Source organism: Pedobacter sp. GW460-11-11-14-TSB4 (assembly GCF_059423705.1).
This window is the reverse complement of sequence record NZ_JBWKYI010000019.1, coordinates 1-16,139: the sequence shown is the minus strand read 5'-3', so window position 1 is coordinate 16,139 and position 16,139 is coordinate 1. Positions and strand designations below refer to the sequence as shown.

19 protein-coding genes are annotated in these 16,139 nt (G+C 37.4%); 13 read left to right on the top strand and 6 right to left on the bottom strand.

The features are described 5' to 3' along the window. Positions 1-34: 34 nt before the first annotated feature. From hisA to hisG, 6 genes are all read right to left on the bottom strand, one after another. Positions 35-784 carry a 1-(5-phosphoribosyl)-5-[(5-phosphoribosylamino)methylideneamino]imidazole-4-carboxamide isomerase gene (hisA, locus tag AC07YT_RS17250; RefSeq protein ID WP_086545279.1) on the bottom strand — a complete coding sequence of 250 codons (750 nt, stop codon included), beginning with the start codon at positions 782-784 and terminating at the stop codon, positions 35-37. A 1-nt stretch (position 785) separates the two neighbouring features. Continuing rightward, positions 786-1,418 carry an imidazole glycerol phosphate synthase subunit HisH gene (gene hisH, locus AC07YT_RS17245; protein WP_086545280.1) on the bottom strand — a complete coding sequence of 211 codons (633 nt, stop codon included), beginning with the start codon at positions 1,416-1,418 and terminating at the stop codon, positions 786-788. A 66-nt stretch (positions 1,419-1,484) separates the two neighbouring features. Then, on the bottom strand, positions 1,485-2,618 hold the full coding sequence (gene hisB / locus AC07YT_RS17240; RefSeq protein ID WP_086545281.1) for a bifunctional histidinol-phosphatase/imidazoleglycerol-phosphate dehydratase HisB: 1,134 nt from the start codon (positions 2,616-2,618) through the stop codon (positions 1,485-1,487). 1 nt (position 2,619) lies between these two features. Then, positions 2,620-3,660: a histidinol-phosphate transaminase gene (gene hisC / locus AC07YT_RS17235; RefSeq protein ID WP_036670380.1), complete on the bottom strand. Its 1,041-nt coding sequence runs from the start codon at positions 3,658-3,660 to the stop codon at positions 2,620-2,622. A 106-nt stretch (positions 3,661-3,766) separates the two neighbouring features. After that, a complete protein-coding gene (gene hisD, locus AC07YT_RS17230; RefSeq protein ID WP_086545282.1) occupies positions 3,767-5,047 on the bottom strand; it encodes a histidinol dehydrogenase in 1,281 nt (426 codons plus the stop codon). A 49-nt stretch (positions 5,048-5,096) separates the two neighbouring features. Further along, entirely contained in the window at positions 5,097-5,948 is an 852-nt protein-coding gene (gene hisG, locus AC07YT_RS17225; RefSeq protein WP_086545283.1) for an ATP phosphoribosyltransferase, read from the bottom strand. 275 nt (positions 5,949-6,223) lie between these two features. Here hisG and AC07YT_RS17220 point away from each other — a divergent pair, with 275 nt between their 5' ends. The 13 genes from AC07YT_RS17220 (at position 6,224) to AC07YT_RS17160 (ending at position 16,106) form a co-directional block, all read left to right on the top strand. After that, entirely contained in the window at positions 6,224-7,786 is a 1,563-nt protein-coding gene (locus AC07YT_RS17220; protein WP_086545284.1) for a L,D-transpeptidase family protein, read from the top strand. 70 nt (positions 7,787-7,856) lie between these two features. Beyond that, complete coding sequence (locus AC07YT_RS17215) at positions 7,857-8,549, top strand: NUDIX hydrolase (protein ID WP_086545285.1); 693 nt, start codon at positions 7,857-7,859, stop codon at positions 8,547-8,549. A gap of 68 nt (positions 8,550-8,617) precedes the next feature. Then, positions 8,618-9,451, top strand: coding sequence for a ribose-phosphate diphosphokinase (gene prs / locus AC07YT_RS17210; protein ID WP_086545286.1), 834 nt, complete (start codon positions 8,618-8,620; stop codon positions 9,449-9,451). Between the two features lie 29 nt (positions 9,452-9,480). Then, a complete protein-coding gene (locus AC07YT_RS17205) occupies positions 9,481-10,533 on the top strand; it encodes an ADP-ribosylglycohydrolase family protein (RefSeq protein WP_086545287.1) in 1,053 nt (350 codons plus the stop codon). Continuing rightward, on the top strand, positions 10,452-10,856 hold the full coding sequence (gene ybiA, locus AC07YT_RS17200) for a riboflavin biosynthesis intermediates N-glycosidase (protein WP_494945441.1): 405 nt from the start codon (positions 10,452-10,454) through the stop codon (positions 10,854-10,856). Before AC07YT_RS17205 ends, ybiA begins: the two co-directional genes overlap by 82 nt. A 124-nt stretch (positions 10,857-10,980) precedes the next feature. Continuing rightward, on the top strand, positions 10,981-11,502 hold the full coding sequence (locus AC07YT_RS17195) for an O-acetyl-ADP-ribose deacetylase (RefSeq protein WP_086545288.1): 522 nt from the start codon (positions 10,981-10,983) through the stop codon (positions 11,500-11,502). Positions 11,503-11,527: 25 nt separating this feature from the next. Continuing rightward, positions 11,528-12,181, top strand: a complete 654-nt coding sequence (locus AC07YT_RS17190; RefSeq protein ID WP_086545289.1) for a DUF4291 domain-containing protein — start codon at positions 11,528-11,530, stop codon at positions 12,179-12,181. Next, on the top strand, positions 12,171-12,713 hold the full coding sequence (locus tag AC07YT_RS17185) for an RNA 2'-phosphotransferase (RefSeq protein ID WP_086545290.1): 543 nt from the start codon (positions 12,171-12,173) through the stop codon (positions 12,711-12,713). The genes AC07YT_RS17190 and AC07YT_RS17185 overlap by 11 nt, the downstream gene beginning before the upstream one ends. A 2-nt stretch (positions 12,714-12,715) precedes the next feature. Further along, positions 12,716-13,447, top strand: coding sequence for a metallophosphoesterase family protein (locus AC07YT_RS17180; protein ID WP_086545291.1), 732 nt, complete (start codon positions 12,716-12,718; stop codon positions 13,445-13,447). Between the two features lie 21 nt (positions 13,448-13,468). Continuing rightward, positions 13,469-14,929 carry a nicotinate phosphoribosyltransferase gene (locus tag AC07YT_RS17175; protein ID WP_494945432.1) on the top strand — a complete coding sequence of 487 codons (1,461 nt, stop codon included), beginning with the start codon at positions 13,469-13,471 and terminating at the stop codon, positions 14,927-14,929. A 58-nt stretch (positions 14,930-14,987) separates the two neighbouring features. After that, a complete protein-coding gene (locus AC07YT_RS17170; RefSeq protein WP_086545293.1) occupies positions 14,988-15,392 on the top strand; it encodes a hypothetical protein in 405 nt (134 codons plus the stop codon). A 40-nt stretch (positions 15,393-15,432) separates the two neighbouring features. After that, a complete protein-coding gene (locus AC07YT_RS17165) occupies positions 15,433-15,963 on the top strand; it encodes a hypothetical protein (RefSeq protein ID WP_086545294.1) in 531 nt (176 codons plus the stop codon). Further along, positions 15,960-16,106 (top strand): hypothetical protein, encoded by a 147-nt coding sequence (locus tag AC07YT_RS17160; protein WP_494945431.1) that lies wholly within the window; start codon positions 15,960-15,962, stop codon positions 16,104-16,106. Before AC07YT_RS17165 ends, AC07YT_RS17160 begins: the two co-directional genes overlap by 4 nt. Positions 16,107-16,139 lie beyond the last annotated feature (33 nt).

Here is a 16,139-nt window from a genome sequence, read left to right as displayed (position 1 = left end):
TGCTATTAGCTCCCCCTTCAGGGGGCTGGGGGGGTTAGATACTAGACAACGCCTTCAAATTCCACTCTTTAATCTCTTCGATGGTAATGCGGTCTTCGTAAATTGCTTTTCCAACTACTACACTTCTAATCGGGTACTTGGCCAGGTCGTAGATATCCTGCATCGAACTTACACCACCTGAAGCAATCAGTTTAATCATCGGCGAATGTTCAAGCAGTTTTTCGTATAAATCGATAGCAGCCCCGCCTAATTTTCCATCTTTGCTGATATCAGTACATAAGAAACGGAAAAAGCCTAGCGAGAGACATTTGTCAACGTAATCCATCAGTTTAATCGGCGAACTTTCCATCCAGCCAGAATATTTTATGACTTCATCCAAAACATCAATTGCAATCACAATACGGTTGGCGTAATCGTCTTTTTTAGCAAAAGCCTCGCTGAGTTGAGGTAAGAAATCAGGATTGGTAATGGCCTGTGTACCTACAATTACGCGGTGAATACCAGCATCAAGCAAATTGGTCACCTGCTCTATGGTTCTGATCCCACCACCATACTGCACTTTCATTTCGGTTTTTTTAATAATCTCGAAAAGTGTTTTTTGATTGCTAAAATCTCCTTTGGCGCCGTTTAAATCGATAATATGAATGAAATCGGTGCCATTTGAACGGTATTTCTCTATCATTTCGGGGATAGAAACAGCATACTCTGTTTTTTGGTTGTAATCGCCTTCACGAAGACGGACAACTTTTCCATCCAAAATATCAATAGCAGGTATTATGTACATTTTATAAGCTTAAATTTGAAAAATTTTTTAATACTAGTTCGCCGGCTTTTCCCGATTTTTCGGGGTGAAATTGAACGCCGTAAAAATTATCTTTTTGTACCGCTGCCGAAAACTTTAAACCATAATCAGCAGATGCGATGTCAAAAGTAGGGTTATATTCAATAAAGTACGAATGCACAAAGTAAAATTGTGTATTATCTTCAACACCTTCAAATAATGAATTGTTTTTCGGACTCACGGCATTCCAACCCATGTGTGGTATTTTGATATTCAGTGATTTATCGAATTTTTTGGTTTTAACCGGAACGATATTTAAAAGCGCGGCATCGCCCTCTTCCGAATGTTCGGTAATGAGCTGCATGCCCACACAGATACCGAGGACTGGTTTTGTTAGTTTTTTAATCGCCTCTACCAAACCTGTTCCTTTCAGTTTTTCCATGGCAGCACCCGCATGACCAACACCAGGGATGATGATGTGGCTATATTTTTCGAGGTCACTTTCTGTATTTACCATGCCATAGGTTACATTTAAGCGATCTAAAGCTGCGGTAAGGGAGAAAATGTTGCCCGCTCCGTAATTTACTATTCCAACCCCTAAATCCCCTGAAGGGGACTTTGAATTTCTATCGTTCATGTTATTGTTTATAACGAATTTATCTTAACGTCAATTTGCTGTCTTCTCCCCTTTAGGGGCTGGGGGTTACAAGAGTCCCTTTGTGCTCGGCAATACCATTTTCTCGGCATCGCGTTTAATGGCCATTTTAATGGCTTTGGCGAAGGCTTTAAAAATAGCTTCAATTTTATGGTGCTCGTTATCGCCTTCTGCTTTCACATTTAAGTTGCATTTTGCGGCATCGCTAAACGATTTAAAGAAGTGATAGAACATTTCTGTCGGCATATCGCCAACTTTTTCGCGTTTAAATTCAGCATCCCAAACAATCCAGTTTCTTCCACCAAAATCAATGGCTACCTGTGCCAGGCAATCGTCCATTGGTAAGCAAAAACCATACCTTTCAATGCCTAATTTGTTGCCTAAACCTTTGGCAAAGGCTTCGCCTAAGGCAATACCCGTGTCTTCTATGGTGTGGTGCTCGTCAATATGTAAGTCGCCTTTTGCAATTACTTCTAAATCTACACTTCCATGTCTGGCAATCTGATCAAGCATGTGATCGAAAAAGTTTAAACCCGTTTCAATCTTGGCCTTTCCTGTGCCATCCAGATCGAGGTTGATGGTAATATCAGTTTCATTGGTTTTGCGTTCGTGGTGAATTTTTCTGCTTCCTGCTTTTAACAGGTTGTAGATATCTTCCCATTTCTTGGTTTCCAGAATGATCACATCCAATAAAGTTTCGTGTTTATCCAAGGCTTCTGTCGAACCTAAGGCATCATTCTGGCGGAGGAAAATTGCTTTAGCGCCTAAGTTTTTGGCCAAAACCACATCATTCAAACGATCGCCGATCACGAAAGAGTTTTTCAGGTCGTAATCTTCACTGAAATATTTGGTTAATAAGGCCGTACCTGGTTTACGCGTAGGGGCATTGTCTTTAGCAAAAGTTCTATCAATTACAATCTCACTGAAATGAACGCCTTCACCTTCAAAAGTATCCAACATAAAATTGTGGATCGGCCAGAAATTTTCTTCAGGATTTGAAAGTGTTCCCAATCCATCCTGATTGGTCACCATCACCAGTTCGTAATCTAATTCGGCCGCAATTTTCGATAAATAATATAAAGAGCGCGGATAAAATTTAAGCTTTGCAAAACTATCTACCTGTTCATCATCAGGCTCGATGTTTAACGTACCATCGCGGTCTATAAATAATACTTTCTTCATTTTAAAAATTTTCTAGAACAGTTAATAGTTTATCGTTTTCTTCTTTTGTACCCACGGTAATCCTTAAACAGCCTTCGCATAAAGTTACTTTAGAACGGTCGCGAACGATGATGCCCTGATCAACCAATGTATCGTAAATTTTTAATGCATCGGTAACTTCTGTCAGGATAAAATTAGCATCAGAAGGATATACTTTTTTAACAATATTGAGTGCAGTTAAAGCCTTACTTAAACGGTCTCTTTCTGCCACAGATTCTTTAATCCAATCGTTCACCTGAGCGATGTTTTTTAAGGCTTCAAAAGCTAAATCCTGAGTGGCCTGATTGATGTTGTAAGGTGGTTTGATTTTGTTCAAAACATCGATCACTTTCGTGGAAGAAAATGCCATGCCTAAACGTAATGCGGCAAGTCCCCAGGCTTTCGAAAAAGTTTGTAAAACCACCAGGTTTCCGTACTCGGTTAGCTCCTGAATAAAGGTCTTCTGACGGGCGTAATTAATGTACGCTTCATCCACCACAACGATGCCATTAAAGTTGGCTAAAATGGTTTCAATATCTTCACGGTTTATCGAATTTCCGGTTGGATTATTTGGCGAACAAATGAAGATTAATTTGGTGTTTTTATCAATCGTTTCTGCAATCTTTTCCATGTCAAGTTGGAAGTTAGGAAGCAGGCTCACTTTGCGTATTTCAACATCATTTATGTTAGCCGAAACTTCATACATTCCATAGGTTGGTGGCAGCACAATGACATTGTCTTTTCCAGGGTTACAAAAAGCGCGGAACAATAAATCTATCGCTTCATCGCTACCGTTTCCTAAAAAAGTGTTCTCAATGGGCACGCCTTTTATTTTGCTGATTGCATCCTTCAAATCCAGTTGTAATGGATCAGGATAACGATTATAATTTGCTGGTAATGGCGAACCATAACTGTTTTCGTTTGCATCTAAAAATACTGATGCCTGACCTTTGAATTCGTCCCTGGCGGTAGAGTAGGGGCGAAGGTTTTTTATATTTTCTCTTACTAAATCGTTAATGTCCATTTTAATATTTTTATTCCTCACCCTGAATTTAGTTCAGGGTCTTTTTATTATATAGATGCTGAAATAAATTCAGCATGACGGCCTCACTATATAGGTTTACCTTAATTTAATTCTTCAATCTAATACTCACCGCATTCTTATGCGCTTCTAGTCCTTCTGCTGCGGCAAGTATCTCAACTGTACGGCCTATGTTGTTTAATCCTGTTGCAGAAAGGTGCTGAAAGGTGATTTTTTTCAGAAAAGCATCAGTAGATACACCCGAATAAGCCTTTGCGAAACCACTGGTTGGTAAGGTATGGTTCGTTCCGGAAGCATAATCGCCAGCACTTTCTGGTGTAAGGTTACCCAAAAACACCGATCCTGCATTGGTAATCAATGGAATAAGGCTTTGAAAATGTTCAGTAGCCAATATTAAATGCTCTGGTGCATATTCATTTGAAAATTGCATCGCCTCTTCCAGGTTTTTAGCTAAAACCGCATATGAATTGGCTATTGCCTTAGCTGCAATATCCTTTCTAGGGAGCACATTAAGCTGATTTTCAATTTCTTTTAAGGTTTCAGCGATGATCTGATAAGAAGTAGCCACTAAAATAGCCTGACTATCAGTTCCGTGTTCTGCCTGTGCAAGCAGATCAGCAGCAATAAATGAAGGGTTGGCAGTCTCATCAGCGATAACCAGTACCTCTGATGGTCCGGCAGGCATATCGATAGCTACTTTATTTTGAACCATTGTTTTTGCTGTAGTGACATAACGGTTGCCGGGACCGAAGATCTTATATACCTGTGGTACGCTTTCCGTTCCGAAAGCCATTGCAGCAACCGCTTGTGCGCCGCCAATTAAGAATACTTTTTCGATACCCAAAAGCACCGCGCAGTAGGCCAGATAACAATTGGTTTTGCCATCATTTTGTGGAGGAGAACATACCACAATTTCTTTACAGCCGGCAATGATTGCAGGGGTAGCCAGCATTAAAAAAGTACTCGGTAAAACGGCTGTTCCTCCCGGGATATAAAGGCCCACTTTTTCAATTGGCCTCGATTCGCGCCAACACATAACGCCTGGCATCGTTTCGATTTTATCTTCAGTTTTTAACTGCGACTGGTGAAAAGTTTTAATGTTTTGATAGGCCGTATCAATCGCTTTTTTTGCTTCAGCCGGAATGTTAGAGGCAATTGATTTTAATTCTTCAGCATCCAAAAACAGCTTCTCCAAATCAACTTTATCAAACGCTTTTGCGAAGTTGAAAAGTGCCTGGTCGCCATCTTTTTTTACCGTGCTGATGATGTCGGTTACCCGTTCTTCAACCAGTTTGTCGTCTTCAATCTGCCTTGAACAAAGTTCTTCAATTTTTGATTTAGATAAATCTGTATAATTGTAGATTTTCAATGTTTTATAATTTAAAATTAACTAATAGTTAATGTGAATTTAAACGATTTTATCTGATTATTTTCTCGATTGGCATTACTAAAATACCCTCAGCACCTGCTGCTTTTAAACTGTTGATTTTATCCCAGAAGTCTTCTTCAGCAATTACAGAATGAACGGCTACCCAGTTCGGTTCGAAGAGTGGAACCACGGTTGGACTTTTTACACCTGGCAGTAAATCGACTACCTTTTGAAGGTTATCTTTTGATACATTTAGTACCACGTATTTGTTCGATTTTGCACTAAGTACAGAGCGGATGCGTTGAAGCAATTCTGCAACTTCAGGATTATCAGCTATCGATTTATTTCCAATTAAAACGGCTTCCGATTGCATTACATCAGCGAATGGTTTTAGGCCATTGCTCTTTAATGTTCCACCGGTTGATACGATATCAAAAATGGCATCACTTAAGCCTAAACCCGGACCAATTTCTACCGATCCTGAAATGGTTCTGATATCAGATTTGATACCTTTTTCCTGTAAGAATTTTTCGAGGATTACGGGATAAGATGTCGCAATAGCTTTGCCATTTAACTCCTCTAATTTTTGGATATTACTGGTGGCCTGAACCGCGATTTTTAAAGTGCATTTTCCGAAACCTAATTTTTGCAGATAATCAACTTCTGCTTTGGTTTCTACAATTACATTTTCGCCAACGATACCCAGATCGGCAATGCCATCTTGTACATATTCAGGAATATCATCATCGCGAAGGAAAAGAATTTCTAAAGGAAAATTGGTAACGGTTGAGATGAGTGAGCTTTTGTAGTTTTCGAAAGATAAACCACAGTTTTTAAGTATTTCTACAGATTTTTCGTTTAACCTACCCGACTTTTGGATAGCGATTTTAAGTGTTTTCAAAGTATTGAATATAGAGTGAACAAGAAATTATTTTACGGAAAAAAGTTTTGAAGTACAAAACAAACATATCATATCGCCTATCGGCGATGGTGTAAATGTAAGTGATGGTTCAAAGTTAAATTCATAAATTATTTCTGCCAGTATCAATGCTTTAGCTGATAAGCGCTGGCAAATATAGTGTTTGAAATGGGAAAACAAAAAATAATGGCACTTAATTTGCCATTATGCTGTTTTTATTGCCAATAACCCTTATTTTGTATTAAAATTTTACGTATTTGAAAAAGTTCCGCTTTCTAATTCTGCCCTTTATTTTATTTATTTCTGCCTGTGGATGGTTTAAAAGCCCACCAGAGATTGGGAAAGTACTGTCTGAACATTTTAAGAATAAAATCTACAAAGATTTCGATACTGTAGCTTATGATAGCATTTTTGTGAAAACAATGGACAGTCTTTCGGGTAAATTCGTTAATCCGAAAACTATTAAAGCTTTTTATGCCGATAATTATGCTCAACCTAAGCTGGTTACACAATTTTATATTAATGGTGAGCTGGATTCGTTAGTGAACTATTTAGATCAGAGTGAGGTGCATGGCTTTAATCCAAAGATTTTTAAAGGAGATGAAATTAAAAGCTTGTTAGCCGTATTAACAGCCAATAAGTTTAAAAAGGTAGAGGAAAGTTATCCCGTAATCGCGAAATTAGAGTTATTGTCGGCTAATGCTTATCTGAATTATAATAATTACCTTAAATATGGGGTGGTAAATCCCCGCACCATTTTTTCACGTTATTACATTAAAGTTAGGCGTCCGGATAGCTTAGGAATGTCTAATCTTTTAAATGGTAAAAGTCTTGTGGATACCTTAAGATCCGTTCAGCCAAAATCAGTTCAGTATAAAGCATTGCAGTCGGCCTATTTAAATGCAGATGCTGAAAGTGAGAAGCGGATTTTACTGTTGAACATGGAACGTTTCCGCTGGAAAATGCCGGAGACCGGAGACAATTATGTGCAGGTAAATATTCCTGATTTTAGGTTGACCTGGCTGGACAAAACCGATACGGTAATTACGATGAAAGTTTGTGTGGGTGGGAAGCGTGAAAACGGTTATGAAGATAAGCTAAAAGCCTTTGCAAAATCTGGTAATTTAGATGACAAACCGAAGAACCATGAGACGCCTTTATTGTTCAGTAAAATCAACTCCATTCAGGCCAATCCGATCTGGAATATTCCGGTAAGTATTGCGCAAAGTGAGATCTATTGGATGGCTCGAAAAGATCCATATTATTTATCAAATAGCAACATCAAAGTTTACTATAAAGACAAACTAATTGGTGAGCCTGATACCATCAATTGGAACAGGTATTCGCGTGATAAATTACCCTTTAAATTTAAACAAGGATCTGGTGGAGGAAACGCTTTAGGAAAGTTCAAATTTATCTTCGATAACAGCTCGAGTATTTACCTGCACGATACCAATAACAAGAACGGTTTTAACTTAAGCAATCGGGCAATCAGTCATGGTTGTGTTCGTATTGAGAAGCCTTTGGAATTTGCCGAACTTTTGGTGAAAGATTCTTACACTTATGATAAACTCAGGGCTGAAGTAGATTTGCCGCCGATAGATAGTACACATGTAAAATGGTATAAAAAACGCATGGCACAAAAGGCTGATACGCTTAAAACTTTTCAATTAAAACCAGCTTGGTTTGCGCCAAAGAAAAATGTTCCGTTAATTATTACCTATATCACGGCATGGGCTCAAAACGATAGGATCGAATACAGGCCTGATGTTTATGGCATGGACGAAAAACTTTGGGTTGCGATGAAGAAGTTTAGGTAGAATTTAATCAACAGTTTCAATCTTCTTCGTTAAAAGGATTAACTTTGTGTTGTTTTAACACAAATTAAGAATGATCGATCAAAATATCAAAATCGCTGTTGATGCTATTGTTTTTGGCTATGAAAAAGGAACGCTTTATGTACTGGCTGTTCAGCAACGTTTTGGTAAGTTAGCCGATCGCTGGGTTTTACCAGGTGGATTTATTTTAAATGATGAGCCTTTAATAAGCGCTGTAGAGCGGGAGCTGAAAGAAGAGGCGGGTATAACCGTAAATTATCTTGAACAGTTAGGAACTTTTGGTGATGATATCAATCGTGATGAACGCTTCAGGGTAATTTCTGTAACCTATTTTGCTTTAGTAAATCCGAAAAACTTTGTGTTAAAGGCCGATACTGACGCCAAAGATGCCAGGTGGTTTCCGGTTGATGAAATTCCACAGTTGGGTTATGATCATAATGAAATGGTCAACCTGGCGCACCAGCGGCTAAAAAGCAAATTGACGTATCAGCCAATCGGATTTGACTTATTGGATCAGGAATTCCTCTTCTCCGATCTGGAGAATTTATACTGTTCCATTTTAGAAAGAGATATCGACAGAAGAAATTTCAGAAAAAAAATTCTAAGTTTTGGAATTGTTAAAGAAACTGATAAAGTGGTTAAAATCGGAGTTAGTGGTAGACCAGGGAAGCTTTTTACTTTCGATAAGCCGAAATATAACCAACTTTTAAAAGAAAATTTCCAGTTTGACATTAGGTTTGCGTAAAATAAACACAAATTATTTTTTGGATTCTGAAAATGATTTTTATATTTGTGTAAATAATACGCAAATATATGTTAAATCTAAATCCGGGTTTTACTCCGCTAGGCGAAAATAACTTAATCGAATACAAATCTTTCTTGTTTGCAGGTGGCGAACCACATATTAAAATTTCAAATAATTTTGATGCTGCCCTGCCTATTACCATTACGCACCGAATAAATTCCTTTAACGATTTAGGCCTGATCTGTATTACAGTTGATGCGCTCAAAAGAATGGGGGTGAAGGAGATTCATCTTTTTATACCATATTTTCCTGCAGCGAGACAAGATCGCGTCATGATTCCAGGCGAGCCCTTGTCGGTAAAAGTGTATGCCGATATTATTAATGCAATGGCATTGGCAAATGTTACCATTTTTGATCCGCATAGCGAAGTAAGCCCGGCATTGCTCAATAACTGTGTTACCATTTCAAACCATGAATTTATAAAACAGGTAATTGCAAAAATTGGAACTGATGTAAAACTTATATCTCCAGATGGTGGCGCGTTAAAGAAAATTTATAAAGTTTCTGAGTTTTTAGATGGTGCAGAAGTGATAGAATGTTCAAAAAGCCGGGATGTGAAAACAGGAAAGCTTTCAGGATTTAAAGTATATGCCGAAGATTTAGCCGGTGCTGATTGTTTAATCGTAGATGATATTTGTGATGGTGGTGGGACTTTTATTGGTCTGAGTGAAGCGCTAAAGGCTAAAAATGCTGGGAAATTATATTTAGCCATCAGTCACGGTATATTTAGCAAAGGCTTTGATGAACTAGACAAATACTTTGAGCAGATTTTTACTACTGATTCGATCAAAGAGGTTGATCATAAAGGGGTAACACAGATAAAATTACAGAAGATATTGTAAGCCTAAATATATTACTTAAGTAACATGAAATGAAAAGCAAAATTGTTCATAATGCCCTCTTTGGTTTAGCTGTTGGTGATGCACTTGGTGTTCCTGTAGAATTTAAATCGAGAGCATATCTAACGCAAAACCCTGTTGAAGATATGAAAGGTTATGGAACCCATAATCAGCCTACTGGAACTTGGAGCGATGATAGTTCACTCACCTTTTGCTTAGCTGAAAGCCTCAGCTATGGGTATGATTTGCAGGATATATCCCAGAAATTTCTGAAATGGTACAATGGTAATATCTGGACCCCACATGGAGAAGTATTTGATATTGGGATTGCAACCGGCAAGGCAATACGGGAAATTGCTAAAGGAGTTGATCCGGTTTTATGTGGAGGTAGTGGAGAAACGGATAATGGAAATGGATCTTTAATGAGAATTCTGCCTCTGCTATTTTATCTTCAAGGTAAAAACGACTTGCAGTATATTTTTCAGCTGGTGAAAGAAGTTTCATCCATTACTCATGCGCACTTTCGGTCGGTTTTTGCTTGCTTTATTTATATCATTTATGGTGTGGAGCTGTTGGAAGGTAATGATAAGGATCAAGCATATCATAATATGAAGTTTAAGCTCAAAGATTTTATTGCACAAAATAATTTCGAGTCAAAGGAAATCAATCTATTTAATAGAATTTTAATAGATGATATATCAACAGTCACTGAAAATGAGATTTATTGTTCAGGTTATGTGTTACACAGTCTCGAAGCTAGCTTATGGTGTATTCTTACTACTAAATCTTATGAGGATGCTGTTCTAAAAGCAGTTAATCTTGGTGACGATACCGATACAACTGCGGCTATTGCAGGTGGTTTAGCAGGTTTGGTTTATGGTTTTGAAGCTATACCTGAAAAATGGATAAGCATGCTAGTAAGAAAAGGTGATATTGAAAATCTATGTAACAAGTTACAGAGTAAATATGAGCAGATGCAAAGCTATACAATAGCGAAACTGGTATCAAACACAAAAAACAAGAGTATTTTTTCTTTTGGGGGCATCAGGTTTCAAAAGATGGTGTTCTTTCTAAAGCTTGCTTAAGCCAGTGGTGGCATTCTCCTTTTGTGGTACATAAGATTAAATATAAAACTGCTGAACATTGGATGATGAGTAAAAAAGCTGAATTATTTAACGACAGTGAAACATTAAATAAAATTTTAGCTTCAAAATCCCCGGAAGAAGTTAAAAAACTGGGACGTGAGGTTAAAAATTATGATGAATCCATTTGGTCAAAAAACAGATATGAAATTGTGAAAGAGGGCAACTTTCATAAATTTAATCAAAATAAAGAGCTAAAAGAGTTTTTAATCCATACAGGAGATAAGATTTTAGCCGAGGCCAGTCCGGTTGATACGATTTGGTGAATTGGGTTGGCAGAAGACAATGCTGATGCAAAAATACCCAAGAATTGGAAAGGATTAAACCTTTTGGGCTTTGCATTGATGGAAGTTAGGGATGAGTTGTATAGGTAACTTTAAATAAAAAATAATGATCTTAGAAGTAATCAAAGCCGATATAACAGAAATTAAGGCTGATGCAATCGTTAATGCGGCAAACAGTTCTTTGCTTGGCGGCGGTGGGGTAGATGGTGCCATTCACAGAAAAGGTGGTAAAGCCATTTTAGAAGCTTGCGTGGCCATCAGAGATAAACAGGGAAAGTGCAAAACTGGGCATGCCGTAATTACCACGGCAGGCAATTTACCGGCAAAATATGTGATCCATACGGTTGGGCCTGTTTGGAATGGTGATAGCGAAGAAAAAAATGCTTTGCTTGCAGATTGCTATCGCAACAGTTTAACCTTAGCCGTTGAAAATGATGTTAAGATTATTGCTTTTCCAAACATCAGTACAGGGATTTATCATTTCCCTAAAGATATAGCAGCAGATATTGCCATTACCACGGTAAATAATTTTGCTGAAAAAGAAAAAATAGAAAAGGTAATCTTCGTTTGCTTCGACGATGAGAATTACAGGCTCTATGATGAGAAACTCAATCGCATTAAACAATGATATGAGTTGTTAATAGAATTACAAAATGAAAATAACAGTAAAAAAATATAAAGAACAGCTATTAGAATGGCCAACTTCAGGATGCCATATTATGGCGCAGTATGATGATGAAAAAATAATCGTTTATCAGGCTTACCGAAAAGAAATCGGTGAATTTGCAGTCAAAAATCAATTTTTTGGAGGTGAATTCAGTTTAAGCAGAATGACATGGATCAAACCTAATTTTCTATGGATGATGTACAGAAGTGGTTGGGGCAAAAAAGAAGGACAAGAAGTTACTTTAGCAATACACCTTAAAATTTCTGCATTTCGTAATTATTTAGAAAATGCGGTGTACTCTTCTTACGATCAAACGAAGGGAATTTCTCACGAAGAGTGGAGAAATGAACTGGAAAACTCTAATATTCGACTTCAATGGGATCCGGATCACGATCCTTATGGTGCAAAGCAGGAAAGAAGGGCAATTCAGATCGGATTGAGAGATAAATTCATTAATTCTTTCGCTAAAAATGATATTTTGTTAATAGAAGATATTAGCATGTTTGTAAAGGAACAACATGCATTTGTTCAGAATCATCAGCTGGAGAATTTAATGATCCCGATAGAAAAACCTTTTGTCTTTGAAGATGATGCATTGAACAAAAAGTTGAAAATTAATCTGATAGCTCATGGACAATAAAATAACAAAAGGAATTAGTAAGCTTTTAAGTTACGTTTTGAGGCATTCACCAGAAACCATAAGTCTAAAACTGGATGAAAATGGCTGGGCAGATGTGAATGAGCTCATAATCAAACTCAACCTCTATGATAATCGAATAGATTTTGAACTGCTTGAGTACATTGTTGAAAATAACGACAAAAAAAGATTTGCCTTCAATGATGATAAAACTAAAATAAGGGCAAATCAGGGACACTCTATTCCTGTTGAATTAAACTTGAATGAAACAGAGCCATTAGCATCCTTATATCATGGTACAGTTGAAAAATTCTTATCAGCTATTAAAGCGCAGGGCTTGCAAAAAATGGGCAGACAGCACGTGCATTTAAGCGCTGACAGAGAAACGGCGAATAAAGTAGGCAGTAGGAGAGGAAAACCCGTTATACTCACCATTAACAGTGGGGCTATGCACAAGGCCGGGTACAAATTTTACTTATCAGATAACAATGTCTGGCTTACAGATGTTGTGCCTGCTGAATTTATAGCGTTTTAGAGATGGGCAGAACATTAGTAATAGGAGATATTCACGGCGGATTGAAAGGCCTAAGCCAGTTATTCGAGCGTGCAGAAGTAACAAAAGCTGACAAACTGATTTTTCTTGGCGATTATGTGGACGGATGGAGCGAATCGGCACAGGTAATTGATTATCTGATCCAATTGGAAGAAAACCATCAAGGCATTTTTATCAAAGGTAATCATGATGCCTGGTGTATCGATTGGCTCGAAAAAGGTATTGTAGATGAGGTTTGGTTTGTTCATGGTGGTAAATTAACTATGGAGAGTTACCAAGATACTTCTGATGCGATCAGGCAGGAACACTTAAACTTTTTTAGGCGGATGAAAGATTATTACGTGGATGAGCATAACAACCTCTTTATTCACGCTGGTTTTTCTTCCATGCATGGTCCTGAAAAAGAACGTTATTCTTCCAATTATTCGTGGGATAGAACGCTTTGGGAAATGGCCCTGACTATGGATAAGAGGATCAAAAAAGATTCGGTACTTTATCCTAAACGTTTATTGCTCTATCATGAAATCTACATCGGCCATACCCCAACGCTCTATTATAATATGAACGTACCCATGCAGGGTTGTAATGTTTGGAATATCGATACCGGTGCTGCATTTACAGGAAAATTAACTTGTTTGGATATCGAAACCAAAGAATTTTGGCAAAGCGATACTCTACAAAGCCTGTATCCAAACGAAAAAGGAAGAAATAAATAATTAATAATAACATAAAATACCATGATGAACCCATTATTATTAACAGACGGATACAAAGTAGATCACCGCAGACAATACCCTGAACATACCACATTGGTTTATTCTAACTGGACACCCAGAAAAAGCAGGCTCGCAAACGTAAACCATGTGGTACTTTTTGGTTTGCAATATTTTATCAAAAAGTACATTATTGAAGATTTTAACCAAAATTTCTTTAAACAGCCAAAAGAAGAAATTTTGAAAAAATACGCCCGTAGGATCAATAATTACCTGGGAGAAAATTTAGTAGGTACGCAGCACATCGGCGATTTACACGATTTGGGCTATATTCCTATGGTTTTTAAATCACTACCAGAGGGGGCTGAAGTGCCATTGCGTGTACCCATGTTTACCATGTACAATACCAAACCTGAATTTTTCTGGTTAACTAACTATTTCGAAACATTATTATCAGCTGTGGTTTGGTTGCCATGCAATTCTGCTACCATCGCTAAACAATACCGGCTCATTTTGGATAAATATGCAGCAGAAACTTCATCCGTACCAGAATTTGTAGATTGGCAGGGACACGATTTCTCTATGCGTGGCATGGGTGGGATAGAAGCTGCAGTAACTTCAGCAGCTGGCCATTTACTGAGCTTCACCGGGACGGATACCATTCCGGCTATTGACTTTTTAGAAGAATATTATCATGCAGATTCGGATAAAGAGCTCATCGGTGGCTCCGTAGCCGCTACGGAACATTCTGTGATGTGCATGGGAACCAACACCGGGGAACTTGAAACCTTTAAACGCTTGATTTTAGAAGTTTACCCAAAAGGAATTGTATCCATCGTTTCCGATACCTGGGATTTATGGAAAGTACTGACCGAATATCTTCCAGTTTTAAAACATGATATTACCGCTCGTTCAGGTAAAGTAGTAATCAGGCCAGACTCGGGTGATCCGGTTGATATCATCTGCGGAAACCCCAACGGTAAAAACGAAAACGAGAAAAAAGGTGTAATCGAGTTGCTTTGGGGTGTATTTGGAGGGAAAGTTAATGATAAAGGCTTTAAGGAGCTTGTCCCACAAATTGGTGCCATTTATGGCGATAGTATCACCACAGAAAGAGCTACTCAGATTTGCGAACGCTTAAAATCGAAAGGTTTTGCCTCTACCAACGTAGTTTTTGGTATTGGTTCATTTACGTATCAGTACAATACACGCGATACTTTTGGTTTTGCCATGAAAGCTACATATGGTGAGGTAGATGGTATTGGACGTGAAATATTTAAAGATCCGATTACCGACGACGGAACCAAGAAATCGGCGAAGGGATTATTGCAGATTTTTAAAAACGACAAAGGTGAATATGAGCTGAAAGACCAATGCACCTGGGAGGAGGAAGCACAAGGCGAATTGAAAGAAATTTTTAGAGATGGAAAGTTATTGTCCGATTATTCTCTCGCAGAAATTAGAGAAAGGCTAAAGAATAATTAACTTCGCCAAGTTTTTAATCGACTAGTCAAAAGCTAGTCGGTTAATTTTTAAAGATACAATGCAGAGCAACCCCACATTTAACCATCAGGCTGATATCGTAAATAGTGCCATTAGGTTTATAAACGCATGGTTTAAGCAATCTAAGGCTATTACCGACGAATTGAATGATTTTTTTATCCTTCCAGGTAATAAAATAATCGGTAAAGATGTAATTATCGGGAGATTGAAAGGTATTTTTGGTCAATCTGATGAATATGTTGGTGGCCGGTACGATATTATTGATGTTAATTTTGAACTGCTGAACGATGGTAAGGGCATGGGCTTTGTTGAAGGCGTTGCGGGTTACAGAGATGTGATTCGAAAACAATCGAAAATCGTTAGTGGACCCTTTAAACTGTATTTTGCGTTGCATAACAATAGCTGGAAAATTGTAAATATCGAATTTCCTGGATTTGCATATTGAAAATCGAATTGTTAGATAAATTATTATTAAAAAAATTTCCATGCTTTCTTTTTTTAATAAAATAGTAGACGTACTCCATGAAAATAATATTCCCTACATGCTTTCGGGGAGTATTGCGATGGGTGTGTATATAGTTCCAAGAGCTACCCGTGATTTTGATTTTGTTGTTCACCTGCAACCTAAAGATATAGATGGTTTTGTTGCTAACTTTAAGGATGGTTATTACTGTAATATTAATTCAGTAAAGGATGCTGTAAGGCAGCAAAGTTTGTTTAATATAATAGATCATACATCAGGGTATAAAGCTGATTTTGTAATCTTAAAGAATGAAGATTTTCGACAAGAAGAATTTAATAGAAGAGTCGAAATGGAATACTTTGGAAAATCAGTATATTTGGTTACAGTTGAAGATTTATTAATATCAAAATTGATTTGGATTCAAGTTTTGCAATCTGCAATTCAAATTCAAGATATAAAAAATCTAGCTGAATTAAATACATTGGATTGGGAGTACATCAACAAATGGGTAAAAGTACTTAAGCTTGCAACATTTAATCTGTTAAAGAAATGAAAGATACTTCAGAAGAAATTAAAGAATTACAGCTTAAATTATGGTTATCAAAAACACCAGATCAAAGATTGTATCAAATGTTGATTGATAATGAATCATTATTTAAGTTTTGGAATAATATAAAACCTGTTATTAAAAAGTAACATTGATAATAATAAATAAGGAATGTTATACCC

Excerpts from the sequence above, each read along its gene's own strand:
- hisA (WP_086545279.1), bottom strand. The coding sequence starts at position 784 with ATGTACATAATACCTGCTATTGATATTTTGGATGGAAAAGTTGTCCGT.
- hisH (WP_086545280.1), bottom strand. The coding sequence starts at position 1,418 with ATGAACGATAGAAATTCAAAGTCCCCTTCAGGGGATTTAGGGGTTGGA.
- hisB (WP_086545281.1), bottom strand. The coding sequence starts at position 2,618 with ATGAAGAAAGTATTATTTATAGACCGCGATGGTACGTTAAACATCGAG.
- hisC (WP_036670380.1), bottom strand. The coding sequence starts at position 3,660 with ATGGACATTAACGATTTAGTAAGAGAAAATATAAAAAACCTTCGCCCC.
- AC07YT_RS17215 (WP_086545285.1), top strand. The coding sequence starts at position 7,857 with ATGATCGATCAAAATATCAAAATCGCTGTTGATGCTATTGTTTTTGGC.
- prs (WP_086545286.1), top strand. The coding sequence starts at position 8,618 with ATGTTAAATCTAAATCCGGGTTTTACTCCGCTAGGCGAAAATAACTTA.
- AC07YT_RS17205 (WP_086545287.1), top strand. The coding sequence starts at position 9,481 with ATGAAAAGCAAAATTGTTCATAATGCCCTCTTTGGTTTAGCTGTTGGT.
- AC07YT_RS17195 (WP_086545288.1), top strand. The coding sequence starts at position 10,981 with ATGATCTTAGAAGTAATCAAAGCCGATATAACAGAAATTAAGGCTGAT.
- AC07YT_RS17190 (WP_086545289.1), top strand. The coding sequence starts at position 11,528 with ATGAAAATAACAGTAAAAAAATATAAAGAACAGCTATTAGAATGGCCA.
- AC07YT_RS17185 (WP_086545290.1), top strand. The coding sequence starts at position 12,171 with ATGGACAATAAAATAACAAAAGGAATTAGTAAGCTTTTAAGTTACGTT.
- AC07YT_RS17180 (WP_086545291.1), top strand. The coding sequence starts at position 12,716 with ATGGGCAGAACATTAGTAATAGGAGATATTCACGGCGGATTGAAAGGC.
- AC07YT_RS17175 (WP_494945432.1), top strand. The coding sequence starts at position 13,469 with ATGATGAACCCATTATTATTAACAGACGGATACAAAGTAGATCACCGC.
- AC07YT_RS17170 (WP_086545293.1), top strand. The coding sequence starts at position 14,988 with ATGCAGAGCAACCCCACATTTAACCATCAGGCTGATATCGTAAATAGT.
- AC07YT_RS17165 (WP_086545294.1), top strand. The coding sequence starts at position 15,433 with ATGCTTTCTTTTTTTAATAAAATAGTAGACGTACTCCATGAAAATAAT.
- AC07YT_RS17160 (WP_494945431.1), top strand. The coding sequence starts at position 15,960 with ATGAAAGATACTTCAGAAGAAATTAAAGAATTACAGCTTAAATTATGG.